We start from the raw sequence: 25,434 nt of genomic DNA, 5'->3' as shown, positions 1-25,434 counted from the left end.
GTAAACTGCGGCTGTCCCCCGCTGCCGACCTCAAGCCTTGCTGAAGGATCTGCTCCACGTCATTCGGCCGCTCGGCATTCTGCTGATGGCATTTTCAGTGGCTTTCCTGCCGCCGATCGGGGTATCGCTGTATTTCGACGAAGGCGCGCTGCCGCCGTTCGTGGCCGGTGCCGCGATCAACTTCGCGGTCGGTTTCGTGATGTGGATCGTTGGCCGCTGGCATCGTCGCGAACTGAAATCGCGTGATGGTTTTCTGCTCGTTGCGCTGATCTGGATGCTGGTCGCGGCCACGGCCACGGTGCCGATGATCCTCGGGCTCGGCATGTCGTTCACCGATGCCTATTTCGAGACCATGTCCGGCGTCACCACCACTGGCGCCACGGTGATCACCGGCCTCGATCACCTGCCGCATGCCCACAATCTGTGGCGGCACGAGCTGACCTGGCTCGGCGGCCTCGGCATCATCGGTCTGGCGATGGCGGTGCTGCCGCTGCTCGGTGTCGGCGGCATGCAGGTCTATCGCGCCGAAGCTACCGGCCCGATCAAGGATTCCAAGCTGACGCCGCGTTTCGTGCAGACGGCGCGTTCGATCTGGCTGATCTACACCGGCCTGACCGTGGCCTGCGTGTTCGCGTTCCGCCTGGCCGGCATGAGCTGGTTCGACGCCGTCTGCCACTCGTTCTCGGTGCTGTCGCTGGGCGGGTTCTCGACCCACGACGCCAGCATCGGCTATTTCAATTCGCCGCTGATAGAAGCGATCGCCGCGGTTTTCATGCTGCTCGCCGGCATCAACTTCGCCACCCATTTCGTCTGCTGGCGCGCTCGGTCGCTGCAGCCGTATCTGCGCGATGCCGAAATCCGCACCATGCTGCTGCTGGTCGTCATCAGCAGCTTTGGCCTGGCGTTCTATGTCTGGCTGCTCGGTTCCTACCCCAGCTACTGGACGGCGCTGCGCCACGCGTTTTTCAACGTCATATCGGTCGGCCTGACCTGCGGCCTGGCGAGTACCGACTTCGGCCAGTGGCCGGTGTTCGCCAGCCTGTGGATGCTGATGCTGTCCTGCGTGCTGAGCGCTGCAGGCTCCACCGGCGGCGGCATCAAGATGATCCGCCTGCTGATCCTGTTCAAGCAGAGCGCGCGCGAACTCACCAGCCTGGTGCATCCGAGCGCGGTATCGACCTTGAAGGTCGGTGGCCAGGTGATTTCCGATCGCACCGTGCTGTCGGTGTTCGGCTTCATTCATCTGTACACGATCAGCGTGGTGAGCTTGAGCATGCTGCTGGTGCTCTCCGGCATGGACCTGCCGACCTCGTTCAGCGCCGTGATCGCGTCGATCAACAATACCGGGCCGGGCATTGGGGCGGTCGGCCCTGCCGGCACTTATCAGACGCTGACCGGCTTCCAGACCTGGACCTGCACCTCGGCGATGCTGATCGGCCGTCTCGAAGTGTTCGTGCTCGTGGTGCTGCTGACGCCGACGTTCTGGCGCGAATAGCGCTGCCAGCGGCGTTCAGATGAACGTCAGGCCGACCTGAAACAGCTTCTCGACATCCTTGGTGCGGCGCTTGTCGACGATGAACAGGATCACGTGATCCTCGGCCTCGATGACCACGTCGCGATGGGCAATGATCACGTCGTCGCCGCGGACGATCGCGCCGATCGTGGTGCCCGGCGGCAGCTTCACCTCGTCGAGTCGGCGGCCGACCACCTTCGAGTTATGGCGATCGCCGTGAGCTACCGCTTCGATCGCTTCCGCCGCGCCGCGGCGCAGGGAATGCACCTTGGCGACATCGCCGCGCCGCACGTGGGCAAGCAGCGCCGACACCGTGGCCTGCTGCGGCGACACCGCGATATCGATCGCCCCGCCTTCGACCAGATCGACGTAAGCCAGGCGGTTGATCAGCGACAGAACCCGCCGCGCGCCGAGCCGCTTGGCCAGCATCGCCGACAGGATATTCGCTTCATCGTCATTGGTGACGGCGCAAAAGACATCGGTGTCCTCGATGTTCTCTTCTTCGAGCAACGCCTCGTTGGCTGCATCACCGGCCAGTACGACGACGTGGTTCAGCTGCTCGGACAGATAACGGGCGCGTTCGCCGTTGCGCTCGATGATCTTCACTTGCAGCTTCTTTTCCAGCGCACGCGCCAGACGCATGCCGATGTTGCCGCCGCCAGCGAGCATCACCCGCTTCACCGGGCGATCGGCCTTGCGCAGCTCGGCCATGATCTTCGGGATGTGCAGCTTGGCGCCGACGAAGAACACTTCGTCCTCGGCCTCGATGATCGTCGAGCCTTCGGGAATGATCGGCTTGCCGCGCCGGTAGATCGCCGCCACACGAGCGTCGACGCCGGCTGGCAGATGCGACGGCAGTTCCTTCAGCTCGTTGCCGACCAGCGGCCCGCCGTAATAGGCGCGCACGCCGACCAGCTGGACTTTTCCGTCGGCGAAATCGACCACCTGCAGCGCGCCCGGATACTCGATCAGCCGCAGGATCGCGTCGGTGACCAGTTGCTCGGGGCTGATCCGCATGTCGACGCTCAGCGCGTCGGGCAGGAACAGCCGGTCTTCCTCGTTCAGGTATTCGGCAGCACGAACCCGGGCGATCTTGGTCGGCGTGTGGAACAGCGTCTGGCTGATCCGGCAGGCGAGCATGTTGGTCTCGTCGCTGTCGGTGACGGCGATGATCATGTCGGCATCGTTGACGCCGGCGCGGCGCAGGGTGCTCGGATGCGAGGCGTGGCCGAGCACAGTGCGGATATCGAGGCGTTCCTGCAAGGCGTTCAGCGCCGCGCGGCTGGCGTCGACGACGGTGATGTCGTTCGCTTCACGGGCCAGGTTCTCGGCCAGGGTCGAGCCGACCTGACCGGCACCCAGGATCACGATCTTCATGCCACGTCAGATGCCACGTCATTCCAGGGAAAGGGTCACGGCCGGCAACTTAACCCTGCTTGTTGCACTGCGCAACCGAATGCCAACCGTGCAAAGCGCAGCAATCGCAGACATCGTTGCGCGGGCGTTACAGTAAAGCGGCGCAACTCGCGCCTGTCCCGCCGGAGCCTGTCTTGATCTACGAACTGCGCCATTTCGAGTACGGCGAACATCGCCTGTCCTACGAGGTTCATGGCGCCGGCCCGCAGACCGTGGTGCTGCTGCACGGCCTGCTGCTCGATGCCAACGTCAACCGCGACCTCGGCTGCGCACTGGCCGATGCCGGCTTCAGAGTCGTGCTGCTCGACCTGCTCGGCCATGGCCGCAGTGATCGGCCGCATGATCCGACGTTGCACCGCTTCGATCTCTACGCCAAGCAGGTCATCGCCCTGCTCGACCATCTGCAGGTGCGCCAGGCGGTGATCGGCGGCCTGTCGCTCGGTGCCGATGTCAGCCTGCACGTCGCCGCGCTGGCGCCGAACCGGGTGCGCGCGCTGTTCATCGAGATGCCGGTGATGGAATGGGCGACGCCGTCGGCGGCGATCCTGTTCGCACCGCTGCTGGTCACCGTGCGCCGCGCCAAGCCGCTGGTGCGGTTGTGGGCGAAGTTCTGGCGTGCGATGCCAAGGCCCAGGAACAACACCGGCATCAGCCTGATGAACCTGCTGTCGATGGCGCCGGAAGAGCTCGGCGCGGTGCTGCACGGCATCCTGGTCGGCCCGGTGGTGCCGGAGATCGCCGCCCGCCGCGCGATGACCATGCCGACCCTGATCATCGGCCACACCGGCGATTTCCTGCACCCGTTCGACGATGCCGCCGCACTGGCCCGGCAGTTGCCGAACGCCAAGTTCATCGAAGCCCGATCGATCCTCGAACTGCGCACCAGGCCGGAGCGGATGCTGCCGGAAATCGTCCAGTTCTTTACCGAGAACGGGATGCAGCGACGCGTGGTGTCGAGGGCGAAGTCCGGCGCCTGATCAGGCCGCCGCGGAGCGCGTCCGCGCCACCGCGGCCAGCCAGCCGGCGTACAGCGCATCGGCACGCTTGGCGTCCATCTGCGGCTCGAAGCGGGCGTCGGCGCGCCACAGCGCGGCAATCTCGTCCAGCGATTCGTAGACGCCTGAAGTCAGGCCGGCGAGCAGCGCGGCACCGAGTGCCGTGGTTTCCACCGTCTGCGGACGGACCACGGTGACGCGGACGATATCGGCGAGGAACTGCATCAGCCAGTCGTTGACCGCCATGCCGCCGTCGACTCGCAATTCGGTCGGCGCGATCGCGTCCTTGGCCATCGCGTCGAGCAGATCGCGGGTCTGGTAGCAGACCGATTCGAGTGCGGCGCGAACGATATGGGCGATGCCGGAATCACGGGTCAGGCCGAGGATCGCGCCGCGGGCGCGCGGATCCCAGTACGGCGCGCCGAGGCCGGTGAACGCCGGCACCAGATAGACGCCCTGGGTGTCCGGGATGGTCTTGGCCAGCGCTTCGGTTTCGGCGGCGGAGCCGATCAGGTGCACGGCGTCACGCAGCCATTGCACGGCGGCGCCGGCGACGAAGATCGAACCTTCAAGCGCGTGCGTGGTTTCGCCCTTCAGCCGGTAGGCGACGGTGCTCAGCAAGCGGTGTTCGGACTGCACCGCCTTGTCGCCGGTGTTCAGCACCACGAAGCAGCCGGTGCCGTAAGTGCTCTTGATCATGCCGGGCTGGAAGCAGGCCTGGCCGACGGTCGCCGCCTGCTGATCGCCGACCAGCGCGCCGATGGTCACCGCACTGCCGAGCAGTTCGGCATCGGTCTGGCCGTAGTCGGCAGCGGAATCGCGTACTTCGGGCAGCAGCGAGCGCGGCAGCTTGAAGAAGGCCAGCAGCTGGTCGTCCCAGTCCGCGGTATGCAGGTTGTAGAGCAGGGTGCGCGAGGCGTTGGTGGCGTCGGTGGCGTGCACCTTGCCGCCGGTGAGGTTCCAGAGCAGCCAGCAATCGATAGTGCCGAAGGCCAGTTCGCCAGCTTCCGCACGGGCACGGGCGCCGTCGACGTGGTCGAGCATCCAGGCGATCTTGGTCGCCGAGAAGTAAGGATCGAGCAACAGGCCGGTGCTGAGGTTCAGCTTCTGCTCAAGGAAGGCTGCGCTGTTCTCGTCGCAGAAGTTGGCGGTGCGGCGGTCCTGCCAGACGATCGCCGGGTGGATCGGCTCGCCGGTCTTGCGATCCCAGACCACGGTGGTTTCGCGCTGGTTGGTGATGCCGATCGCGGCGAGATCGCTGGCCTGCAGCTTGGCCTCGGCGAGCGCGCCCTTGGCGCAGGCCAGGGTATCGGTCCAGATGCGCGCGGCATCGTGTTCGACCCAGCCGGAATCCGGGAACGACTGCGGCAGCTCGCACTGCGACACGCCGAGCTTGTTGCCGAGCCGATCGAAGACGATCGCCCGCGTGCTGGTGGTGCCCTGGTCGATGGCGAGCAGCGCGGTCTTCGATCTGGATTCGGTCATGGCGTTTCGGGACAGTTGGTCTTGGGGTTGTTCGCGGCGAACCGGGAAGGTACCGATCAGCGCCGATGGTTGCCAGCGACAGCGCAGGCCGCAAACGAAAGCGGCGCCCTGAAAACTCCGGGGCGCCGCTTTCGATACAGCCTGCCGAGCTTCAGACCGCCTTGATCGCCGGCCCCGAAGTCAGCACTGGGCCGGTCGGCTTGCCGGTCGGTGAACCACCGACGGGTTCGAGGCTGACCGCCAGGGTCAGCTGATCGCCCTTGACGCTGAGCGGCATCTTCATCGTGCCGCTGCCGGTGGTCGGCAGCAGGCCGAGCGATACCGGGCCGGCGTCGGTGATCAACCACAGCTCGAGGCTGTGCTCGCCCAGCTTCGGATACTCGCCACTGGCCACCGCCTTCACTTCATCGGCTTCCGGGCGGACGCTGAGCGTCCACTGCATCGTCGATTCCGGCAGCTTGAGGAGCGATACGTAAACCGTCGACGCGACCTGCGTCGGCTCCGGCGAGGTCGGTGCGGTTGCCACCGGCACCGGCACCGGAGCCGTTCCCGGCAGCGGTACGCGGGTGCCGATCAGCACCGCGACGACCACGGCTGCAGCCGTGGCCAGACCGGCGAAGATGCGCCACATCGGCGCCGGCGGCGAGCTGTCGTTGGCGGCGCGTGCCGGCGTCTTGCCCGGCGTCGGGGCCGGCTTGCGGATCGGCGTCACGGTGCTCGGCCGTTCGGGGCCGATCTGCTGTTCGAGCTTCTGCCAGATCGCCGGCGGCGGCGTCTGCGGCGCGAGATTGGCAGCGAGACCGGCGAGGCGCGTTTCCCAGAAACGGATTTCGGCGCGGGTGGCGGCGTCGGCGCTTGCGAGGCGTTCGAAACGGCGACGCGCGCGCCCGCGCAGCGTGCCGAGCACGTACTCGGCAGCGAGCATCTGGCGCAGCTTGGCGTTTTCGTACTTCATGGCTTGCCGTTGCTCACCGATCCAGACATTCACGAAGGCGCGACAGACCGCGGCGCACCCAGCTCTTCACCGTACCCAGTGGCGCGTTCATCTGCCGCGCCAGTTCCTGATGCGTATAGCCCTCGTAATAAGCCAGCAGCACGCTGCGCTTCTGTTCGTCCTGCAGGTCCTTCATGCATTCGTGCAACTTGCCCATTCCTTCCCGCTCCACGGCCCCATCCTCGGGACTTTGTCCGAGATCGGCGAAGGTCATGGGAGCTTCTTCGCCTTCCTCGGGCATCTCGACTTCCGGCCGCTTCATGCGCAGCAGGTCCAGTGCGCGATAACGCGCGACGGTCAGCAGCCAGGTCAACGGCGCGCCTTTTTCCGGCGCGTAGGTGTCCGCTTTCTGCCAAACCCGCAAGAAACAGTCCTGCAAGGCTTCATCGGCCCAATCCCGACGTTTCAGCATACGGAGCAGCAAGGCGTACAGATGCGAGCTGCAGGCCTGATAGAGCTGCGAAAAGGCGCGCTGATTGCCCGCGCCGGTCTCTGCGAGCAGGCGGATCAGGCGTTCGGGATCGGCGTTGGCAGAACTCATCAGACGTCGGACCTGAAGAAGCGGAGGGGAGTCATTGCCCGAGCATAACAAGCTCGTGCGCCGTTCTGGCGCAACGGGTGACGCGCTGGTGCAAGTATCCGGAAGCCGTCGCCAGCCGGGGCTCAGGTTGGTCGCGATGGCCGGCGACTATAATCCCGCCTCCCCAGCTTGCGAGACTGCCGTGGTCCACAGTGCCTATCCCGCTACCCGTCCGCGCCGCCTGCGCGCTGCCGCGTTTTCCCGCGAGCTGAGCCGCGAAACGCGTCTGGCCGCCGGCCAACTGATCCAGCCGCTGTTCGTCGCCGAAGGAGATCTGCGCGGGCCGATCACCTCGATGCCCGGCCAGGTGCGTCGCAATCTCGATGAACTGGTCGCCGAATGCCGCGAGCTGGCCGCGCTTGGCATCAGCGCCGTGGCGATGTTCCCGGTGATTCCGCCCGCGCTGAAGAATGAATTCGGCAGCGAATCGCTGAACCCGGACGGCCTGATCCCGCGCGCCATTGCCCGCGTCAAGGAAGCCTGCCCGGGCCTCGGCGTGATCGTCGACATCGCGCTGGATCCATACACCAGCCACGGCCACGACGGCATCCTCGATGAAGCCGGCTACGTCGCCAACGACATCACCCTCGAAGCGCTGCGCAAGCAGGCCGTGGTGCTGGCCCGCGCCGGAGCCGATGTACTGGCGCCGAGCGACATGATGGACGGCCGGGTCGGCGCCATCCGTTCGGTGCTGGAGCGCGACATGCGCCACAACACGATGATCCTCAGCTACGCGGCCAAGTACGCCAGCGCCTTCTACGGCCCGTTCCGCGATGCCGTCGGCACCGCCACGGCGCTGAAGGGCGACAAGCGCACCTACCAGATGGACCCGGCGAACAGCGACGAAGCGCTGCGCGAAGTCGGCCTGGATATCGCCGAAGGTGCGGACATCGTCATGGTCAAGCCGGGCATGCCGTATCTCGACATCATCCGCCGCATCAAGGACGAGTTCGGCGTGCCGGTCGCCGCGTATCAGGTCAGCGGCGAATACGCGATGCTCAAGGCCGCCGCCCAGAACGGCTGGCTCGATGAAAAGAAGGTGGTGATGGAATCGCTGCTCTGTTTCCGCCGCGCCGGTGCCGACATGGTGCTGAGCTATTTCTCCAAGCAGGCCGCGCAGTGGCTGAAGGACGCTTGATGTCCAACGTCGATCGTGAAGTCAGCCGTTACGGGGTGCTCGGCCAGCCGGTCGCTCACTCGAAGTCGCCGCGCATCCACGCCGCATTCGCCAAGAGCCTGGGCCAGAAGCTGTTGTACGAGGCTTACGAAATCGCCCCGGATGAGCTTGGCCCGTCGCTGACCCGCTTCCACGGCGAAGGCTGGCAGGGCTTCAACCTGACCTTGCCGCACAAGACCGCCGCCGCGAGCCTGTGCGAAAGCCGTACCGATGCCGCCGAGCAGGCCGGCGCGGTCAATACGCTGATCCGTACCGCAACCGGTTGGCAGGGCGACAACACCGACGGCGCCGGCCTGGTCCGCGATCTGGTCGCCAACCTCGGCGTCGTGGTCAAGGGCAAGCGCGTGCTGGTGCTCGGTGCCGGCGGTGCTGCGCGCGGCATCCTCGCGCCGCTGCTCGCCGAAGCGCCGTCGATCCTCGCCATCTCCAACCGCAATCCCTGGAAGCCGGAAGAGATCGCCGCGGCGATGAAGCCGCTCGGCAACATCGTGCCGCGCACCCATCTGTCGCTGAAGGGCGACCAGTTCGATGTCCTGCTGAACGCCACCAGCGCCGGCCATCAAGGCTCGGTACCGCGTCTGCCACCGGGTCTGTTCGCGCCGGGCGCCATCGCCTACGACCTGAACTACGGGCCGGCCTCCGAGCCATTCCTGGCCTGGGCGAAGGCCGAGGGCGCGTCGAAGCTGTCCGACGGTTTGGGCATGCTCGTCGAACAGGCCGCGGAAGCGTTTCAGCGCTGGCGCGGGACCAGGCCGGAAACGACGGCCGTGCTGGCGGGGCTGCGGGCGGGCTGAAGCCGCCGGACGGGTCAATCCATGGACAGAAGAACTTTCAATCTCCTGGCCGGCCTGGCATTGGCCTCCGCCAGTTACCCGCTCAGTGCCAAGAAACTGAATGGCCTCCAGGCGCGCTGCAAGGCGCTGGAAGCAAAGCTGGGCGGCCGGCTGGGCATGAACTGCCTCGAAGTCGGCAGCGGAAGGATGGTTGGCTACAAGGCCGACGAGCGCTTCCCGATGTGCAGCAGCTTCAAGTGGCTGGCGGCGGCCGTGGTGCTCAGCCGGGTCGATGCCGGTCAGGAGCAGCTGGGGCGGCGCATCCAGTTCAGCCGCGACGAGCTGATGGAGTGGTCGCCGGTCACCGAGCCGCGTCTCGGTGGCGACGGCATGACCCTCGGCGAGCTTTGCGAGGCTGCGATCACCGAAAGCGACAACACGGCGGCCAACCTGATCCTGCGCGAAACCGGCGGCATTCCCGAGTGGAACCGCTACATGCGTTCGATCGGCGATGCCTATTCCCGTCTCGATCGCGGCGAGCCGCTGCTCAACGAAGCGCTGCCGGGCGATGTCCGCGACACCAGCACGCCGGCCGCGATGACCGCCAACCTGCGCCGCTTGCTGCTCGAGGACCAGCTGTCGCCGGCCTCACGCGAACAGCTCACGCAATGGATGCTCGCGACCAAGACCAGCGACAAGCGTTTGCGCGCTGGCCTGCCCGCAGGCTGGCGGCTCGCGGACAAGACCGGAACCGGCTTTTCCGACACCGGCACGGCCGGAGACGTCGGCGTGCTGTGGTCGCCCTCGGGCAAGCCGATCATCATCGCCGTGTACCTGACGCGGGCTCGCGTATCGCGCGCGGAGCAGGAAGCGGCGATCGCCGAGATCGGCCGCTGGGTTCGGGAAGAGCTGCAGAGCGCGGCCTGATCCGCGCCCGCTATCTCAGAACACTTTTCGCCGCTTCAACCAGAACACCAGGCCCGATCCCAGCGTCGCCAGCAGGCCCAGCACCATGAAGTAGCCGTATTTCCAGTGCAGCTCGGGCATGTTGTCGAAGTTCATGCCGTAGAGGCCGGTGATCAGGGTCAGCGGGAAGAACACGATCGAGACTGCGGTCAGCGTTCGGACAATCTCGTTGGTGCGGTGGCTCATCGATGCGAAGTGGAGTTGAACAGCCACTTCCACATCTTTCTGCAGCGCATCGCCATGCACCTGCACGCGGGTCAGGTGCTCGACCAGATCATCGAGCCGCACCCGCTGGTTCTCTGTCAGCTCCACGCGCATGCGACGGCGCCAGGTGCCTATGGTCTGCAGGTTGTGCTCGCAGAGCAGTTCGAACTGGTGGGCCTGCTTGCGGTAGTTGAGCAGTTGCTGCCAATCGTCGAACGGGTCTTTCGGATCGAGCAGGGCGTCCTGCAGGTTTTCGAGCCGGTCTTCGAGCTCGTCGACGATCATCAGGTAGCGATCGACCATGATGTCGAGAATGCTGTGCACCAGCCCGATCGGCGTCGACGGGAAGCGCAGCTTGGTCTCGCAGAATTTCTCCTTCACGCGCTGGAAGGAAACGTTCTCGGCGGCGTGGACGGTGACCAGCAGGCGATCGAACATGAAGAACGCCGCCGACTTGGTGACGATCAGATTGGTCGCCGACTCGCAGGCTTCCGGCGTCAGGCCCCGGAAGATCAGCATGTCGTAGTCTTCGGTGCCGTCGAAGTACGACGGATGATCACCGTTGAAGCTGTCGGTGATGTGAGCGTCGTGGATCTTCTCGCCGCTCAGCTTCTCCGCCCACTTCGGCCAGTCGATGGCATCGCTGCGGGTGAAGTCGAGCCAGATGAAACCCTCCGCCGGCAGCTGCTCGACGTGATCGATGCGCTTCGGAATCTCGCCCTGACGATTCAGCTGGTAGATCTGCATGGGCTCGAGTTCTGAAAGCTATCGCTGCCGCGAAGGAGGGTGCAGCGGGTTTACTCGAAGCCCTGCTGAGGGCTGACCGCCTTCATCTGGGTGAAGAAATCACGCAAGGCCGCATCGAGCTGCGCGCGAATCTGTTCCGGGCCGTCGACGCCGAAGCGCTCCACGGTCTTCACCGGCAGCCAGGCGCTGACCGGATAAGGCTGGCCACCGCTGACCGCCTTGGTCAGCTGCACGCGGTGGAAATAGATCATCTGGCCGGTGATCTTCGAGTCCAGCGCCTTGCTGTAGACGTAGACCTTGATGTTCGAGTCTTCAGGAATGTTCTGACCGATCTCGCCGGCGATCGCGCCGACGGCCGAACGAATGGCTGCTTCGCTGAGCTGCGGATTTTCGCTCTTCACCTTCAGCTCGAAAGCCGAGGCTGGCAGTGCCAGTGCGGCCATCAGCAAGGTAACGGAACAGGCGGCGGCAAGTTTCATGGATTTCATGGGTCTGATCGTCCGGTTAGTGCGCATCCAACAGGCCGCGCGCCGCCACGTCGGATGACGTGTTGCGGCGCGCGGATTCACGGGCAGGCCGGCTTGCGAAGGGTCTTCGCAGGCCGGCCTGCAACGGCATTCCTTACTTCAGCAGCTCTTCGACGGCGGCGCGTTCTTCACGCAGCTCGTTTTCGGTGATGGTCATCTTGCCGCGCGAAAAGTCATCCACGCTCAGGCCCTGGACGATCTCATAACCGCCGTCCTTGCAGATGCACGGATAGCCGTAAACGATGCCCGGCTTGATGCCGTAGCTGCCGTCCGACGGCACGCCCATCGACACCCACTTGCCATTCGAGCCCAGCGCCCAGTCGTGCATGTGGTCGACGGCAGCCGATGCGGCTGAGGCAGCCGACGACAGGCCACGGGCCTTGATGATCGCCGCGCCGCGCTGCTGCACGACCGGGATGAAGTCCTTCTCGCACCAGGCCTGATCGACCAGGCTGGTCGCCTTCTTGCCGCCGATGGTGCAGTGGCTGATGTCCGGGTACTGGGTCGAGCTGTGGTTGCCCCAGATGATCACCTGATCGATGTCATTGCCATGAACGCCGGTCTTCGACGACAGCTGCGACACGGCGCGGTTGTGGTCGAGGCGGACCATGGCGTGGATCTGCTTGGGATCGAGGCCGCCCTTGGCGGCGGCGGTCGCGGCGATCAGCGCATTGGTGTTTGCCGGGTTGCCGACAACCAGCACCTTGACGTTCTTCGAGGCCTTGGCGGCCAGTGCGGTGCCCTGCGGGCCGAAGATGCCGCCGTTGGCGGTCAGCAGATCCTTGCGCTCCATGCCCGGGCCACGCGGACGGGCGCCAACCAGCAGCGCGTAGTCGGTGCCTTCGAAGGCGGTCATCGGGTCCGAGTGCAGCTCGATCGAATGGACCAGCGGGAACGCGCAATCCTCGACTTCCATGATCGTGCCCTTCAGCTTCTCGAGCACTTCCGGCACCGGCACTTCGAGCAACTGCAGGATGACCGGCTGGTCCGGACCGAGCATCGAACCGGAGGCGACACGGAAAATCAGCGAGTAGGCAATCTGGCCGGCGGCGCCGGTAATGGCGACCTTGACGGGCTTCTTCATGGAGGAGGTCCTGTTGTTCGGGTTGGAGTGCTGCTGGGAGGCGGCTTGCTTGGGGCTTGCTTTCGATTTGCTTTTTGGGCGGCGAATTATGCCGTTTATGACCGATGGGGGGCGAATGCCACGCCATCCCGCCGCCGCCGTGGCGGCAGGATGGCTGCTCGGCAACATGGACAAGCGGAGAGCGCCCAGCGTTCAAGCCTGGCCCAAGTCGGCGCCGGCCACCGGCTCACAGCTGACTCATGCCGCCATCGACGATGATCTCGGTGCCGACGATGAACGCCGATTCCGCCGCCGCCAGATGCAGCACCGTCGAGGCGATTTCCTCCGGCGTGCCGAAGCGGCCAAGCGGAATCTGGCTCTGGATCTGCGCGGCCGTCGCTTCCAGCGCGGCGGTATCGAGGCCGAGCTTGCCGTACAGCGGCGTATGCACCGGCCCCGGACTGACCACATTCACCCGGACGCCACGCGGCAGCAGTTCCGCCGACAAGTTCTTGGCCAGCGAGATCAGCGCCGCCTTGCTCGCCGCATAGATCGAGGCATTTGGCATGCCGATGTGGGCGTTGATCGAGCCGTTCAGCACGATCGAAGCACCGCGGTTCAAGCGTGGCAGCAAGGCCTGCACGGTGAAGTACGGGCCTTTGACATTGGTGTTGAAGGTGCGGTCCCAGAGGTCTTCGCCAGCGGTTTCGTACGACGCGAAGTTGGCCATGCCGGCGTTGATGAAGATCGCATCGATAAACACCCCCTGGGCGGTGATCGCTTTGGCCAGCGCCTGGGTCTGCGGCAGATCGCCGGCATCGTGGCGGATGGCCAGCGCGCCGTGGCCGATGTCGGCGACGGCCTGTTTCAGCGCCGCTTCGTCGCGTCCGGTGATCAGCACCTTCGCGCCTTCCGCGGCAAAGGCTTTCGCCGTTGCCAGGCCGATGCCGCTGTTGCCGCCGGTGACCAGCACCGTTTTGCCGTCGAATCTGCTCATCGCATTGCTCCCTGGGTTACGGCGAATGACCGTGCGACCTATGCTGAGGACACGGCCCCGCTTTGCCGTGCCATCAACGCGATGAACTCGTGCGGAGATTCCGAACATGTTGTCCGAGGACGAGCTGGCACTGCTCGAAGCGATTCGCGACAGCGGCAGCCTGTCGCGCGCCGCGGCCAAGCTCGGCAAGGCGCCGAGCACCGTGTCGCACGCGGCGCGGCAACTCGAAGAACGCTTCGACGCCCTGCTGTTCGACCGCCGCCGTTATCGCCTGGAACTGACGCCGGCCGGCGCGCTGCTGGCCAGCGAAGCCACACGGCTGATGCAGGACGTGTCCCGCCTCACTCAGCGGGTCAGGCAGGTGGCCGGCGGCTGGGAAGATCGGTTGCGGATCGTCACCGATGAAGTGCTGGAGTTCGCGACCCTGCTGCCGGTGATCGCGGACTTCGATGCGCTCAAATCCGGCGTCAGCCTGCGCATCACTCATGAAGTGCTTGGCGGCACCTGGGACGCGCTGCGCGACGGCCGCGCAGATCTGGTCATCGGCGCCACCAACGAGCCGCCGCTGATCCCGAAGCTGCGCTGGCAGGAACTCGGCCGCATGGACTGGGTGTTCGCGGTGTCGCCGAAGCATCCGCTGGCCAAGGCACGGCAGCCGGTGGAACGGGAAGCGATCGCCGCCTGCCGCGCAATCGTGGTCGCCGATTCCTCACGCCGGCCGGACGCCCGCAGCTACGGCCTGCTCGGCGGCCAGCCGGTACTCGCGGTGCCGAGCATGCGCGCCAAGATCGCCGCCCAGCGCGCCGGCCTCGGTATCGGCTGGCTGCCGCGCGAACGAGTCGCCGGTTTGCTGGCAGGTGACGAACTGATCGAACTGAACATCGCCGATCCGCGAGAACCGAACACGCTCTATGTCGCCTGGCGTGGCGATCACGATGGCCGGGCGCTGAACTGGTGGGTGGAACAGCTGAAGCAGCCAAGGCTGGCCGCGGCCCTGGTCAGCGGCCGGGATTTTCAGGGCTGAACCACGGCGCTAGCCGTGGTTCAGCCCGGCATCCTCGGCCACCAGCCGGGTAATCACCGACCAATCCAGGTCGCCCGCACCACGCGCCACACCGCCCAGGATGCGGTCATGCACCAGGCTTGCGGCCGGCATCGGCACACCGGCGGCATTGGCTGCGGCCAGCACCAGATTGGCGTCCTTCAGGCCCAGCCGCAGCTTGAAGCCTGGCGGGTCGAAGCGCTCGTTGATCGCGATGTTTCCGTAGTTCTCGTAGACCGGTGAACGCATCAGCGCGCCGTTGACGATGTCCAGCACCTGCCGCGCCGGCACGCCGGCCTTGGCGGTGAGCGCGAAGGCTTCACCGAGCGCTTCGAGCATCGCCATCAACAGGAAATTGCCGGCCAGCTTCACCGTGTTCGCCTGCTCGGGATTCGGCCCGACATGGAAATGCGCCTGCCCCATCGCATTGAACAGAGGTTCCGCCTGCGCCACGTCCGCCGCCTCACCGGCGGCGACGATCGACAGCTTCGCCGCGGCCGCCGCCTCCGGCCGACCGAACACCGGCGCCGCCAGATAGCGGCAGCCAGATGCGACATGCGCACGCGCCATCGCCTGCGCGATCTGCACGCTGACCGTGCTCATCGAGATGTGCAGCCCGCCTCGCGGCAAGCCGGCGAGCAAGCCCTGCTCGCCCAGGGTCACGGCGTCCAGCGCGGCATCGTCGGCAACCATCGTGATGACCATGCCGCCGCTCTGCGCCGCCGCTTCCGCCGGTGTCGCCGCAGTCACGAAGCCATGTTGGGCGAGGTCGGCATCGGTCAGCGGCGTGCGATTCCAGACGGTCACGGCATAACCCGCCGCGACCAGGTTGCGCGCCATCGGGATGCCCATGTTGCCGAGGCCGATGAAAGCGATGATCGGTTTTCTGCTCATGTGGTGCTCTGTTCAGGGCGCGGGACTTGCCGGCGTCCGCCATTGGGGTCGGCAGCACTTCGAGCCGCTGCGGGTAGTCCTTGCAGAATACGATCTCCTCGGCGCTGACATCGCCCGTGATCTCGAAGCCATGGCCGCGATCCCGCTTCCGGCGCGTGCGCAAGCTTGACGGAACAGCACCCGAAAACTTCCAAGCACTGCAGCGGCGCCCGGAACCAGGTGACCGGAAAACCGTTTCGCTGCGAGTAAGGATCCGACGCAGTGCTTAATTGATCGCCAGCGACCTCGCTCGTACCTTGATTCCCCAAGGCACGGCGCTCTTGCATCACCCCCCTTCTTCGAGCGCCTGCAGTCTGAAAGGAACGCTCATGAACCTCGACAACACGCCACGGCTGGCCCTCAGGACCAGCCGATCGAAGGGCCCGCCATCCCACCCTGCAAGCTGCAGAAGGGGGCTCCGATGAACGACTGGAACCGCGCGCAACGCGCACGAAACGTCCGCCTGCAAGCCGGCGCGCGCCATGCCCAGGGCAAGCTCGTCGCAGCCAGCGACGCCACGGCGCTGCTGGAAGCCGTGCTGCAGCCGGGCGACCGTGTCTGCCTGGAAGGCGACAACCAGAAGCAGGCCGAGCTGCTGGCGTCCGCGCTGGCGGCCGTCGACAGCAGCAAGGTCCACAACCTGCACATGGTGCAGTCCGGCGTGGTGCTGCCCGAACATCTCGATGTATTCGAGCGCGGCATCGCCAAGCGGCTGGACTACGCCTACTCCGGCCCGCAGTCGCAGCGCATCGCCAGGATGCTGTTCGGCGGCAAGATCGAGCTCGGTGCAGTGCATACCTACCTGGAGCTGTTCGCGCGCTACTTCATCGATCTGACGCCTCAGGTCGCCCTGATCGCCGCCGTCAGCGCCGACCGCGAAGGCAATCTCTACACCGGCCCGAACACTGAAGACACGCCGACCGTCGTCGAAGCAACCGCGTTCAAGGACGGTGTGGTGATCGCCCAGGTCAACGAAATCGTCGACAAGCTGCCGCGCATCGACATCCCGGCCGACTGGGTGCATTTCGTCGTCGACAGCGGCAAGCCGTTCTATGTGGAGCCGCTGTTCACCCGCGACCCCGCCGCGATCACCGAAACGCAGATCCTCACCGCGATGCTGGCGATCAAGGGCATCTATGCGCCCTACGGCGTCAAGCGGCTCAATCACGGTATCGGCTTCAACACCGCGGCCATCGAGCTGCTGCTGCCGACCTACGGCGAGCGCCTGGGTCTCAAAGGCAAGGTGGCGAGCCACTGGGCGCTCAACCCGCACCCGACGCTAATCCCGGCCATCGAATCGGGCTGGGTCGAGCAGATCCACAGCTTCGGCTCCGAAGTCGGCATGGACGACTACATCCGCGCCCGGCCCGATGTGTATTTCACCGGGCCGGACGGCTCGCTGCGCTCGAATAGAGCTTTCGCCCAGACGGCTGGGCTTTACGCATGCGACATGTTCATCGGCTCGACCTTGCAGATCGACCTGCAAGGCAATTCGTCGACGGTCACCACCGACCGCGTGGCCGGCTTCGGCGGCGCTCCGAATATGGGCAGCGATGCGCGCGGCCGGCGTCATCCGAGCGCGCCTTGGCTGCAGGCCGGCAAGGAGGCCGACCCGGACAGCCCGCCCGCGCTGCGCCGTGGCCGCAAGCTGGTGGTGCAGATCGGCGAGACCTTCGGCGACAAGAACGCGCCGCTGTTCGTCGAGCAGCTCGATGCGCTGCGCCTGGCCGAGAAGCTCAAGCTCGATCTCGCGCCGGTGATGGTCTACAGCGACGACGTGACCCACATCGTCACCGAGGAAGGCATTGCCAACCTGTTGCTGTGCCGCGACCGCGACGAGCGCGAGCAGGCCATCCGCGGGGTCGCCGGCTATACCGAAATCGGCCGCAGGCGCGACGCAAAGCTGGTGCAGCGCCTGCGCGAGCGCGGCGTGATCCGCCGCCCCGAAGACCTGGGGCTGGACCCGATGGACGCCGACCGCCGGATGCTTGCGGCGCGCTCGATCAAGGACCTCGTGAAGTGGTCCGGCGGCCTTTATGCGCCGCCCTCGAAATTCAGAAACTGGTGAGGACTAAATCAATGGAACAACTCAACTTCAGACACCCGGCACGCCAGCGCGCCGCGGGGTCCAGGCCACTCGCCCTCGTCGGCGTGGTGGCCTCCGGCAACCTGGAAGTGCTGGTCGAGCGGCGGCTGCCCGACGGCGAATGCGAAGTCGATATCCGCACCGCGGCCGAAGGCTTCGCCGAGGTCTGGCAGGCCGTGGTTGCCGATTTCGTCGAACGCCGTTCGCCCGGCGGCCTGAAGCTGTCGGTCAACGACGGCGGTGCCCGCCCCGATACGGTTGCGCTGAGGCTCGCGCAGGCGGTGCGCGCGATGGAAGGAGATGCGCCATGAACGCCCTCCTGCATGACGACTCTGGCCTGGCGGCCAGCTGGTACGAAGCCTCCGCTCGCCAGAGAGTGGCTGGCCTGCTCGATGCGGGCAGCTTCGAGGAATTCATCGGTCCGGAGTTGCGCGAAACCAGCCCGCACCTGCCGCTGTTCGATCTGCCGCAGCAGTTCGACGACGGCATGGTCGTCGGGCGCGGCCGGCTCAACGGGGCAGCGGTGCTGGTCGCGGCGCAAGAAGGCCGCTTCATGGGCGGCGCCTTCGGCGAAGTGCATGGCGCCAAGCTCACCGGCCTGCTGCGTGCCGCTCGCGACCTGGTCAAGCTGCCGGTGCTGATCCTGTTCGACACCGGTGGCGTGCGCCTGCAGGAGGCCAACGCCGGTGAACTGGCGATCGCCGAAATCATCCGCGCGCTGCTCGATGCGCGCCTGGCCGGCGTGCCGGTGATCGGCCTGATCGGCGGGCGCGCCGGCTGCTACGGCGGCGGCGGCTTGATCGCCGGCTGCTGCTCGGCGCTGGCGGTTTCCGAGCAGGGCCGCATCAGCGTGTCCGGGCCGGAAGTGATCGAGACCAACCGCGGCGTCGAAGAGTTCGACGCCAAGGACCGCGCGCTGGTGTGGCGGACCATGGGCGGCAAGCAGCGGCGCCTGATCGGTGGCGCGGAGCGCTTCGTCGACGACAGCATGACCAGCTTTCGCGAGGCGGCGGAGGCGCTGGTCAACAGCGCCGCGCTGCTGAGCCTCACCACGCTCGAAGCCGAACAGGCGCGCCTGGAACAGCGCATCGAACGCTTCGGCACCTGCAGCGACGCACTGGACGTCTGGCAGGCGCTGGGCGCCCCACAACCCGCCACCATCCCCGGCATGTCCTTCGAGGCATTCGTCGCCTTGGCCAATCAACTGCAGGAGCCGCGCCATGACGCTCGCTGAAATTCTTGTTTCCCTGTTTCCACGGGGCCACCAGGTGGCGGTCGAAGACGGCCTGCTATCGGGCCAGGGCCCGCGTGCCGACGGCACGCAGATCACGGTCATCGGCGTCGATGGCCGCAAGGCCATCGGCATCGACGAAGCCGCCTGGCTGGCGCGCAAGGTGCTCGATACCGTCAAGGCCGGCGGCACGACCCCGATCCTGGTGCTGATCGACAGCGACAGCCAGCGCATGAGCAAGCGCGACGAGATGCTCGGGCTCAGCGAGTACCTCGCGCATGTCGCCAAGTGCCTGAACCTGGCCGACGCACGCGGTCACGCCACCGTCGGCCTGCTCTACGGCCACACCGCTGCCGGTGCTTTCATCGCCACCGCACTGTCGACGCGAACGCTGCTGGCGCTGCCTGGCGCGGAGCCGATGGTGATGGACCTGCCGTCGATGTCACGGGTCACCAAGCTGCCAATCGAACTGCTGCAGGAAAAGGCCAAGTCCACCCCGGTGTTCGCGCCGGGGCTGGACAACCTGATGCAGACCGGCGCGGTCGCTGCGCTGCTCGATCCACAGCGCTCGCTTGCCGGCCAGCTCGACGCAGTGCTGCGCGACCTGGCAGCGGGCGGCGGTGCCCAGGACCTGCGCGACCAGCTCGGCCAGCAGCGCAACGGTCGACCGAAGGCCGCCGAAATCGCGAGGCGCGTCCATGAACTTGCTCACGCTTCCCGCTGAAGGGCGCTGGCCGCGGCACCGGCTGCTGCGGCTCGCGCCGGCCGCCTGGGCAGCGCTGATCGCCTCACGCAATGACCTGGCCGGCGAGCCGCTGCTCGAAAGCTGGGCGCAACGCGGCTGGCCGCTGATCGTGCGACGGCGCCTGCCGGGCGAGGTACCGACATCGCTGCCAGTCGGACTGCCCCTGCCGCCCAGCGCCGGCAAGCGGCGCATCGCCTTGCAGATACAGGCGGATGACATCGCCTCGGTTGCGGCGCTGCCCCGATTGGCCGAAGTCATCGCCGCAGCACCACAGGACTGGCGGCCGACCTTGCAGCAGCTGGTCGCCATCGGCGAGCGCTTCGGTGTCGAGACTCGCGTCTTCGGCAGTCTCGCCTGGCAATGGCTGACAGGCCTGACCTATATCGGCGCGAGTTCGGATATCGATCTGACCTGGACGCTGCCGCGCAAGACGCAGATCGACGACTTGCTCGCCGCCCTGGCTGCCATCGACGCGGCCGCGCCGATGCGCGTGGACGGAGAATGGCTGCGCGCGGACGGCAGTGGCGTGAACTGGCGCGAACTGCAGGCGCGCAGCGCCGAGGTGATGCTCAAGACCGCCCGCGAGCCGCTGCTGTGCACGCGCGAGGATTTTCTGGAGGCCTGCCCATGAATGCCATCGCATCGGCCTTGCCAAGACCGGCGCCGGCAAGCGCTGAGACCGCGCCCAGCTACGCGGACCAGATCGGCGCACTGGCCGAGCGCAGCCTTCTACTGGAGGTGCGCACCTGGCCGAAGCCGGGCCTGGTCAGTCAGGTCGACACCGGCAGCCACACGGACATGGATGCCGGAACGTTCCATCGCAGCGCGGCGGCGCTCCGGCCGTTCTTTGCCGAACTCGCCGAGGCCGGTCTGCAGAACCGCGACATGAGCGCGCTGCGCAAGATCGGCCTGCGCGCCGAGTCGGCGATGCTGGCTGCGACCGGCGGCGTCAATACCCATCGCGGCGCCATTTTCGGGCTTGGCCTGCTGTGTGCGGCGGCTGGTCTGCGCGCCCGCGGTGACGGCCAGGCTTCGCTGGGCGATACGGTATCGCGCCGCTGGGGGACGGACATTCTGGCCGGCCCGCGGGCCAGCGACAGCCACGGCGAAGTCGTGAAGCGGCGCTACGGTGCGGGCGGCGCAAGGCAGGAAGCAGCCGAGGGCTTTCCCAGTGTCTACGAGATCGGTCTGCCAGCCTTGCGCGAGGGCCTGCGCCTGGCACCGAACGATGCGCAGGCCGCCCGGGTGCACTGCTGCTTTGCCTTGATCGCCACGCTGGCGGACACCAACCTGCTGCACCGCGGCGGTGCTGACGGCCTGCGCTTCGCGCAACAGCGCGCGCAGACGTTTCTCGATGCCGGCGGCGTCGGGCAAGCAGACTGGCAACAGGCCGCCGAACAGGTGCACCGCGACTTCGTGGCACGCCGGCTCAGTCCGGGCGGCGCGGCGGATCTGCTGGCGATGAGTCATTTCGCGATGGCGCTCGAACCGGAGCCGGCACGATGATCGCGATCATCCTGCTGGCGCTGGTGCCGATCTACTTCGTGCTGCTGCTCGGCTACACCGCTGGCAAGCGCGGCGTGATCAACAACACGCACGTCGGCGAACTCAACACCGTGGTCATGACGTATGCATTGCCTGCCTCCCTGTTTGCCGCCACCGCCGCCACGCCGCGCAACAGCCTGCTGGCGCAATGGCCGCTGCTGGTCATCCTCGGCGGCGCGATGATGCTGGTCTATCCGCTGTGGTACCTGCTGCAGCATCGCCTGCTGCGGCGGAGCGCCAGCGAGGCGGCGTTGCAGTCGCTCACCGTGGCGCTGCCGAACTATGCGGCGGCCGGCCTGCCCGTCGTCGTCGCACTGCTGGGGCCGACGCATACGGTGCCGGTGGCGGTCGCTATCGCGGCCGGCTCGCTGCTGCCGTCGCCGGTGACCCTGGCGCTGCTGGAGCTGTCCGCACCGCAAGCCGGCGGCGCTGCAAAGACCGGCGGCAAGGCCGCGCGCTTTGCGCGGGCGATGGGACATGCGCTGATCAAGCCGATCGTGCTCGCACCGGTCGCGGGCATGGTGATCGCGATGCTCGAATGGAAACTGCCGATCATCGCTGCCGCGTCGCTCGGGCAGATCGGCCAAGCCGCGGGCGGCCTGGCGCTGTTCGTCACCGGGCTGATCCTGTCGGCGCAGCGGTTTCGCTTGACCTGGAACACCGCGCTGGCGACCGTGACGGTCACCGTCATCCAGCCCCTGCTGGCGCTGGGCATCGCCAGGGCCATCAATGCGCCGTCGGACATCACCTGCATCGCGGTGCTGATGGCGGCGCTGCCCTCAGGCTTCTTCGGCGTGCTGTTCGGCGCCAACGCCGGCCTGAACTCCGAGGAATCCGGCTCGACGGTGATCGCCAGCACGCTCGCCGCGATGGTCACCGTGGCCCTGACCATCGCCTGGCTTTACGGGCCCGGCAGCCCGCCGTGACGCTCGCCATCCTGTGTCCCGGACAGGGCGGCCAGCATGCCGGGATGTTCGCCTTGACCGGCGACGCCGCCGCATCGCAACCGCTGTTCAACCGTGCCGCCGAGCTGCTCGGCCATGATCCGCGGACCTGGGTGCGCGAGGCCGGCCACGAGGCGCTGCATGCGAACCACACGGCGCAGCTGCTGTGCACTTTGCAGGCCCTGGCCGCTGCGACCGCGCTGGCGGACGTGCTGCCGCCTCGCTGCTGCATCGCCGGCTACAGCGTCGGCGAGATGGCGGCCTGGCAGATCGCCGGCCTGATCACCGCGAGCGATACGCTGGCCCTGGTCGCGGCACGCGCCGACGCGATGGATGCCGCAAGGCAAAGCAGGTCGGGCGAGCAGGGCCTGCTGTTCGTGCGCGGACTGGATCGGACGGGCATCGATCGCCTGTGCGCGAACCGCGAAGCCGCCGTCGCCATCGTCAGCCCCGGCGACGCCTGGGTGCTGGGCGGCATGCGCCAGGCGCTCGCGGAGATCGCCGTGCAGGCGCTGGCGCAAGGGGCGGCGCGGGTCGTGCCGGTCGATGTGCAGGTGGCTTCGCACACGCGGCTGATGGCAGACGCCACGGCCTCGTTCCGACGCACCCTGGCCGGTGCCCGCATCGCCCGCGCACCGCGCCCCGGCGCGCGCCTGTTCAGCGGCATCGACGGCGAGGTGGTGCTGAACGCCGCCCCAGGCGCAGAGAAGCTGGCCCTGCAGATTTCCCAGCCCGTGCAGTGGGCCGCCTGCCTCGAAGCCTGCATCGAAGCCGGTGCCACCGCGTTCTTCGAACTCGGACCAGGACGCGCGCTCAGCCAGATGGTGGCCGGCGCCTATCCGGGTGTCGATGCCCGCAGCCTCGATGATTTCAGAACCCTGCAGGGCGCGCGCGACTGGCTGTTGCGTGCCCAGTCCCTCGCATGAACAGCCGAGCCCCAGCGTCAGACAACTCTGGGGCTCGGCTCGCTCCCGGTTGAGTCAATCAAAGCGCTTGCGGCAGCAGGCGCACGCCGTCGATGGGCCATTCGCCACTCTCGCCGCGCGCGAAATCCGCCCAGACGCGGCGCATGCGCTTGCCAATCGCGTCGATCTCGGCCCAGGCGGCGCCGGCCAGTGTCGGTGCCGAACGCCAGGCCTCGGCGCTGCCGAGCAGGAACGGCAGGTCGATGCAGTGACAGGCGCCGAGTCCGCTGCTGCCCGACTGCCAATCGAAACGGAACAGCGAGGCGCGCTTGCCTTGGGCAAGGATGTTCTGGACCAGGCTGCGCGAGCCGCCTTCGAACAGCACGTTCATTTCGCGCGTGGCGTCCGCAAACCGCGATTCCGTGCCCGGCACCGCAGCGACATGCTGCTGCAGCAACACGAACGGCAGGGCGTCGTCCTTGCACCAGCCGGCTAAGAGATCGACGGCCGAACCGATCGGCGTGTCCGGCGAGATCGGTGCCCAGACGGCCAGCTGGTTCAGCGTCGCCGCCAGTCGGCTCTGGGCCGCGAGGATCGCGTCGACGCTTGCGGTCCTCGGGTCCTGCCCGAGTTCGTCGAGGAACAGCTGCGAGATCCGCTCCCCTTCGCCGCGCGTCCGGGCCATGCCGTTGGCGCCGCTGTGCACGATGGCGCGCTGGAACAACGTCCCGCCATGGCCCCAGGCCAGCATCGCGACGATCGAGAAGCCGCCCGCGGACTGGCCGAAGACCGTCACCCGGTCGGCGTCGCCGCCGAACTCGGCGATATGCGCCTTGATCCATCGCAGCGCGGCGACCTGGTCGGCCATCGCCAGGCTCGGTCCGCTGCTTTTCGGGAACTGGTAATAGCCGAAGACGCCGAGCCGGTAGGTCACCGAGACGACCACGATGTCCTGCTCGGCGGCCAGCTGGTCGCCGTCATGCCAGGGCAGCTCGCCGCCGCCGGTGACGAAGCCGCCGCCATGAATGAAGACCATCACCGGCCGCTTGCCCGTGGTGGCCGGCGTGAACACCGACAGCACCTGGCAATGCTCGTCCTGCTCCAGCGGTGCGAGCGGGCCCTGCACCGATTCGAGACGAGACGGTGCCTGCGGGCAGACCGGGCCTCGCTCGCGATGGCGAACGCCATCCCAGGGCAGCAATTCAGGGGATTCGAACCGGTCTGCCTGGGCGTACCGGATGTTACGGAAGATTTCGACGTGGGTCATGGGGCTTGTCCTTGAAGCGCGATTGGGGGAAGTGGAACCCACGACCGATGGCCGATCCAAGATGAATACGGCATTGCTTTTCCGGTGATCCCGGCCATGCAGGACGCGTGGTTCCTGGCGGAAAACGCTACTGGTAAGGGTTCGCGCAATCGATGACGCTCGGCCGCGGAACGTTAGCCTCAGCGGAACGGTTCGGCGGGTTCCATCGACCCGGCATCAGCGCTTCGGGCGGACCGCAGCGAGGCTCAGGACAGCTCGGCCTTGGCCATGCGGCAGACCGCCAGCAGCGCGAGCAGATTGGGATCGCGCTCCCGCGTGCCGAGGAAACTGAGCCCCAGCGTGTGGCGCATCAGGTACTTCGGCTGTACCGGAATCAGCTGTACCTTCTGAGGCAACATGCCGCGCACGCGCCCTGGCAGCAGCGTGCAACCGATGCCGCCGCTGACCAGATTCATCAGCGAGAAGATGTCGCCGGTCTGCATCACCACATTCGGTGTGAAGCCGGCGAGACGAAATGCCTCCAGAAAGTCGTTCTGGGTGGCAAAGCCGTCTTTCAGGCTGACGAACTTCTCGTCGGTGCAGTCGCTCAGATCGATGCGCTCGTGGCGTGCATGGCGCGATCCCACTGGCACTGCGAAGTGCATGTCGTCATCGAACAGCGGCTGCGAGACGATATCGGCCGCGCCCTCGGGCAGCACCATCAGGGTCGCATCGATCGAACCCTCGCGCAGCTTCTGCAGCAGCTCGGCATTGGAGCCGAGCACCAGTTCGATCTCGAGTGCAGGCTTGCGCGCCTTCATGCGGATCAGCACGGTCGGCACGGCGCGAATGGTCAGCGAGTAGAGCGAGCCGATGCGGATGCGGTCTGCCGCATAGCCGGCCACCGCGCGGGCGGCGCGCACGCCTTCCGCCATCGTCTGCAGCACTTCGCGGGCGGCGTCGGCCAGGGCCTGCGCCGCTTCGGTGGGAAGCAGGTTGCGGCCCTCGTGCCGGAACAGCGCGCAGCGCATCCCGGTCTCCAGAGAATGCAGGGCCCGATGGACGCTGACGGTGCTGACGTCGAGACGTTCGGCGGCACGCGCGAGATTGCCGGTTTCCATGAACGCGATCAGCGTTTCGAGCTTGCGAAAGGTGATCTCTTCGTCGATGCGAGGTTGCATGACCGGCCCTGGGTTGCAGGCTTCCATGCTAGCCATTTCCATAGCCCGCATCGACGCAGGCACGTCGTCGGCTTCGGGCATGACTCGCGATCTGCCGTTCGTCGTCTGTCCCGGCCGGAGGCTTTGACCTTCGCAGGGC

Annotated in this window: 26 protein-coding genes; 15 read left to right on the top strand and 11 right to left on the bottom strand. The window is 66.8% G+C overall.

All coding sequences use genetic code 11. From position 1 onward, the window contains the following. Nucleotides 1-40: 40 nt before the first annotated feature. Nucleotides 41-1,495 (top strand): TrkH family potassium uptake protein, encoded by a 1,455-nt coding sequence (locus G513_RS0109930; RefSeq protein WP_028475363.1) that lies wholly within the window; start codon nt 41-43, stop codon nt 1,493-1,495. A gap of 15 nt (nt 1,496-1,510) precedes the next feature. Here G513_RS0109930 and trkA read toward each other — a convergent pair whose 3' ends face one another. Continuing rightward, nucleotides 1,511-2,890, bottom strand: coding sequence for a Trk system potassium transporter TrkA (gene trkA, locus G513_RS0109925; RefSeq protein ID WP_022976689.1), 1,380 nt, complete (start codon nt 2,888-2,890; stop codon nt 1,511-1,513). A gap of 173 nt (nt 2,891-3,063) precedes the next feature. Here trkA and G513_RS22405 point away from each other — a divergent pair, with 173 nt between their 5' ends. Next, nucleotides 3,064-3,906, top strand: a complete 843-nt coding sequence (locus tag G513_RS22405) for an alpha/beta fold hydrolase (protein WP_022976688.1) — start codon at nt 3,064-3,066, stop codon at nt 3,904-3,906. On the opposite strand, the gene glpK is transcribed toward G513_RS22405, so the two are convergent. From glpK to G513_RS0109905, 3 genes are all read right to left on the bottom strand, one after another. Then, entirely contained in the window at nt 3,907-5,409 is a 1,503-nt protein-coding gene (gene glpK, locus G513_RS0109915) for a glycerol kinase GlpK (protein WP_022976687.1), read from the bottom strand. It lies immediately after the preceding gene. 151 nt (nt 5,410-5,560) lie between these two features. Beyond that, nucleotides 5,561-6,364 (bottom strand): anti-sigma factor, encoded by an 804-nt coding sequence (locus G513_RS0109910; RefSeq protein ID WP_022976686.1) that lies wholly within the window; start codon nt 6,362-6,364, stop codon nt 5,561-5,563. A 13-nt stretch (nt 6,365-6,377) separates the two neighbouring features. Next, nucleotides 6,378-6,995 carry a sigma-70 family RNA polymerase sigma factor gene (locus G513_RS0109905; protein ID WP_245563096.1) on the bottom strand — a complete coding sequence of 206 codons (618 nt, stop codon included), beginning with the start codon at nt 6,993-6,995 and terminating at the stop codon, nt 6,378-6,380. Between the two features lie 130 nt (nt 6,996-7,125). On the opposite strand from G513_RS0109905, the gene hemB reads away from it, so the two are divergent. The 3 genes from hemB to bla are packed head-to-tail and all read left to right on the top strand — an operon-like array spanning nt 7,126 to nt 9,860. Further along, nucleotides 7,126-8,121: a porphobilinogen synthase gene (gene hemB / locus G513_RS0109900; RefSeq protein WP_022976684.1), complete on the top strand. Its 996-nt coding sequence runs from the start codon at nt 7,126-7,128 to the stop codon at nt 8,119-8,121. Further along, complete coding sequence (gene aroE / locus G513_RS0109895) at nt 8,121-8,954, top strand: shikimate dehydrogenase (RefSeq protein ID WP_022976683.1); 834 nt, start codon at nt 8,121-8,123, stop codon at nt 8,952-8,954. Before hemB ends, aroE begins: the two co-directional genes overlap by 1 nt. A gap of 21 nt (nt 8,955-8,975) precedes the next feature. Further along, nucleotides 8,976-9,860 carry a class A beta-lactamase gene (gene bla, locus G513_RS0109890; RefSeq protein WP_022976682.1) on the top strand — a complete coding sequence of 295 codons (885 nt, stop codon included), beginning with the start codon at nt 8,976-8,978 and terminating at the stop codon, nt 9,858-9,860. Between the two features lie 15 nt (nt 9,861-9,875). Here the strand turns inward: bla and G513_RS0109885 are convergent, their stop codons facing one another. The 4 genes from G513_RS0109885 to G513_RS0109870 all read right to left on the bottom strand — a co-directional run bounded on the left by G513_RS0109885 (nt 9,876) and on the right by G513_RS0109870 (nt 13,437). Beyond that, nucleotides 9,876-10,850: a magnesium transporter CorA family protein gene (locus G513_RS0109885; protein WP_022976681.1), complete on the bottom strand. Its 975-nt coding sequence runs from the start codon at nt 10,848-10,850 to the stop codon at nt 9,876-9,878. A gap of 50 nt (nt 10,851-10,900) precedes the next feature. Next, nucleotides 10,901-11,338, bottom strand: coding sequence for a hypothetical protein (locus G513_RS0109880; protein WP_156891521.1), 438 nt, complete (start codon nt 11,336-11,338; stop codon nt 10,901-10,903). A gap of 133 nt (nt 11,339-11,471) precedes the next feature. After that, nucleotides 11,472-12,461: a malate dehydrogenase gene (locus G513_RS0109875; protein ID WP_022976679.1), complete on the bottom strand. Its 990-nt coding sequence runs from the start codon at nt 12,459-12,461 to the stop codon at nt 11,472-11,474. Between the two features lie 226 nt (nt 12,462-12,687). Then, complete coding sequence (locus tag G513_RS0109870) at nt 12,688-13,437, bottom strand: SDR family oxidoreductase (RefSeq protein WP_022976678.1); 750 nt, start codon at nt 13,435-13,437, stop codon at nt 12,688-12,690. A 106-nt stretch (nt 13,438-13,543) separates the two neighbouring features. Here G513_RS0109870 and G513_RS0109865 point away from each other — a divergent pair, with 106 nt between their 5' ends. Further along, on the top strand, nt 13,544-14,461 hold the full coding sequence (locus tag G513_RS0109865) for a LysR family transcriptional regulator (protein WP_022976677.1): 918 nt from the start codon (nt 13,544-13,546) through the stop codon (nt 14,459-14,461). Nucleotides 14,462-14,470: 9 nt separating this feature from the next. On the opposite strand, the gene G513_RS0109860 is transcribed toward G513_RS0109865, so the two are convergent. Beyond that, entirely contained in the window at nt 14,471-15,373 is a 903-nt protein-coding gene (locus tag G513_RS0109860; protein ID WP_022976676.1) for an NAD(P)-dependent oxidoreductase, read from the bottom strand. On the opposite strand from G513_RS0109860, the gene G513_RS25760 reads away from it, so the two are divergent. The 9 genes from G513_RS25760 to G513_RS0109815 all read left to right on the top strand — a co-directional run bounded on the left by G513_RS25760 (nt 15,345) and on the right by G513_RS0109815 (nt 22,889). Further along, nucleotides 15,345-15,542, top strand: a complete 198-nt coding sequence (locus G513_RS25760; RefSeq protein WP_156891519.1) for a hypothetical protein — start codon at nt 15,345-15,347, stop codon at nt 15,540-15,542. The genes G513_RS0109860 and G513_RS25760 overlap by 29 nt on opposite strands. Nucleotides 15,543-15,833: 291 nt before the next feature. Further along, on the top strand, nt 15,834-17,480 hold the full coding sequence (gene mdcA / locus G513_RS0109850) for a malonate decarboxylase subunit alpha (RefSeq protein ID WP_022976674.1): 1,647 nt from the start codon (nt 15,834-15,836) through the stop codon (nt 17,478-17,480). 11 nt (nt 17,481-17,491) lie between these two features. Next, the gene (mdcC, locus tag G513_RS0109845) at nt 17,492-17,809 is read left to right on the top strand and encodes a malonate decarboxylase acyl carrier protein (protein ID WP_022976673.1); all 318 of its coding nucleotides are present in this window, start codon (nt 17,492-17,494) and stop codon (nt 17,807-17,809) included. Next, on the top strand, nt 17,806-18,732 hold the full coding sequence (locus tag G513_RS0109840) for a biotin-independent malonate decarboxylase subunit beta (protein ID WP_022976672.1): 927 nt from the start codon (nt 17,806-17,808) through the stop codon (nt 18,730-18,732). Before mdcC ends, G513_RS0109840 begins: the two co-directional genes overlap by 4 nt. Continuing rightward, a complete protein-coding gene (gene mdcE, locus G513_RS0109835; RefSeq protein WP_022976671.1) occupies nt 18,719-19,453 on the top strand; it encodes a biotin-independent malonate decarboxylase subunit gamma in 735 nt (244 codons plus the stop codon). The genes G513_RS0109840 and mdcE overlap by 14 nt, the downstream gene beginning before the upstream one ends. Further along, a complete protein-coding gene (mdcG, locus tag G513_RS0109830) occupies nt 19,428-20,105 on the top strand; it encodes a malonate decarboxylase holo-[acyl-carrier-protein] synthase (RefSeq protein WP_022976670.1) in 678 nt (225 codons plus the stop codon). Before mdcE ends, mdcG begins: the two co-directional genes overlap by 26 nt. Nucleotides 20,106-20,110: 5 nt before the next feature. Further along, a complete protein-coding gene (gene mdcB, locus G513_RS0109825) occupies nt 20,111-20,980 on the top strand; it encodes a triphosphoribosyl-dephospho-CoA synthase MdcB (RefSeq protein WP_033417601.1) in 870 nt (289 codons plus the stop codon). Then, nucleotides 20,977-21,945 carry an AEC family transporter gene (locus tag G513_RS0109820; RefSeq protein WP_022976668.1) on the top strand — a complete coding sequence of 323 codons (969 nt, stop codon included), beginning with the start codon at nt 20,977-20,979 and terminating at the stop codon, nt 21,943-21,945. Before mdcB ends, G513_RS0109820 begins: the two co-directional genes overlap by 4 nt. After that, nucleotides 21,942-22,889, top strand: a complete 948-nt coding sequence (locus G513_RS0109815; RefSeq protein ID WP_028475358.1) for an acyltransferase domain-containing protein — start codon at nt 21,942-21,944, stop codon at nt 22,887-22,889. Before G513_RS0109820 ends, G513_RS0109815 begins: the two co-directional genes overlap by 4 nt. 58 nt (nt 22,890-22,947) lie before the next feature. Here G513_RS0109815 and G513_RS22400 read toward each other — a convergent pair whose 3' ends face one another. Both G513_RS22400 and G513_RS0109805 read right to left on the bottom strand, forming a co-directional pair. After that, a complete protein-coding gene (locus tag G513_RS22400; protein WP_022976666.1) occupies nt 22,948-24,135 on the bottom strand; it encodes a carboxylesterase family protein in 1,188 nt (395 codons plus the stop codon). Nucleotides 24,136-24,380: 245 nt separating this feature from the next. Further along, the gene (locus G513_RS0109805; RefSeq protein WP_022976665.1) at nt 24,381-25,295 is read right to left on the bottom strand and encodes a LysR family transcriptional regulator; all 915 of its coding nucleotides are present in this window, start codon (nt 25,293-25,295) and stop codon (nt 24,381-24,383) included. Nucleotides 25,296-25,434: the final 139 nt, after the last annotated feature.

The organism is Nevskia ramosa DSM 11499 (assembly GCF_000420645.1).
GTDB classification, from domain to species: domain Bacteria; phylum Pseudomonadota; class Gammaproteobacteria; order Nevskiales; family Nevskiaceae; genus Nevskia; species Nevskia ramosa.
The sequence above is the reverse complement of the archived record's forward strand: the minus strand, read 5'-3'. Positions and strand labels throughout refer to the sequence as shown.

Coding starts and splice junctions, on each gene's coding strand:
- trkA (WP_022976689.1), bottom strand. CDS start 2,890: ATGAAGATCGTGATCCTGGGTGCCGGTCAGGTCGGCTCGACCCTGGCC.
- glpK (WP_022976687.1), bottom strand. CDS start 5,409: ATGACCGAATCCAGATCGAAGACCGCGCTGCTCGCCATCGACCAGGGC.
- G513_RS0109910 (WP_022976686.1), bottom strand. CDS start 6,364: ATGAAGTACGAAAACGCCAAGCTGCGCCAGATGCTCGCTGCCGAGTAC.
- aroE (WP_022976683.1), top strand. CDS start 8,121: ATGTCCAACGTCGATCGTGAAGTCAGCCGTTACGGGGTGCTCGGCCAG.
- bla (WP_022976682.1), top strand. CDS start 8,976: ATGGACAGAAGAACTTTCAATCTCCTGGCCGGCCTGGCATTGGCCTCC.
- G513_RS0109885 (WP_022976681.1), bottom strand. CDS start 10,850: ATGCAGATCTACCAGCTGAATCGTCAGGGCGAGATTCCGAAGCGCATC.
- G513_RS0109880 (WP_156891521.1), bottom strand. CDS start 11,338: ATGAAATCCATGAAACTTGCCGCCGCCTGTTCCGTTACCTTGCTGATG.
- G513_RS0109875 (WP_022976679.1), bottom strand. CDS start 12,461: ATGAAGAAGCCCGTCAAGGTCGCCATTACCGGCGCCGCCGGCCAGATT.
- G513_RS0109870 (WP_022976678.1), bottom strand. CDS start 13,437: ATGAGCAGATTCGACGGCAAAACGGTGCTGGTCACCGGCGGCAACAGC.
- G513_RS0109865 (WP_022976677.1), top strand. CDS start 13,544: ATGTTGTCCGAGGACGAGCTGGCACTGCTCGAAGCGATTCGCGACAGC.
- G513_RS25760 (WP_156891519.1), top strand. CDS start 15,345: ATGAAAGCGATGATCGGTTTTCTGCTCATGTGGTGCTCTGTTCAGGGC.
- G513_RS0109860 (WP_022976676.1), bottom strand. CDS start 15,373: ATGAGCAGAAAACCGATCATCGCTTTCATCGGCCTCGGCAACATGGGC.
- mdcA (WP_022976674.1), top strand. CDS start 15,834: ATGAACGACTGGAACCGCGCGCAACGCGCACGAAACGTCCGCCTGCAA.
- mdcC (WP_022976673.1), top strand. CDS start 17,492: ATGGAACAACTCAACTTCAGACACCCGGCACGCCAGCGCGCCGCGGGG.
- G513_RS0109840 (WP_022976672.1), top strand. CDS start 17,806: ATGAACGCCCTCCTGCATGACGACTCTGGCCTGGCGGCCAGCTGGTAC.
- mdcE (WP_022976671.1), top strand. CDS start 18,719: ATGACGCTCGCTGAAATTCTTGTTTCCCTGTTTCCACGGGGCCACCAG.
- mdcG (WP_022976670.1), top strand. CDS start 19,428: ATGAACTTGCTCACGCTTCCCGCTGAAGGGCGCTGGCCGCGGCACCGG.
- G513_RS0109820 (WP_022976668.1), top strand. CDS start 20,977: ATGATCGCGATCATCCTGCTGGCGCTGGTGCCGATCTACTTCGTGCTG.
- G513_RS22400 (WP_022976666.1), bottom strand. CDS start 24,135: ATGACCCACGTCGAAATCTTCCGTAACATCCGGTACGCCCAGGCAGAC.
- G513_RS0109805 (WP_022976665.1), bottom strand. CDS start 25,295: ATGCAACCTCGCATCGACGAAGAGATCACCTTTCGCAAGCTCGAAACG.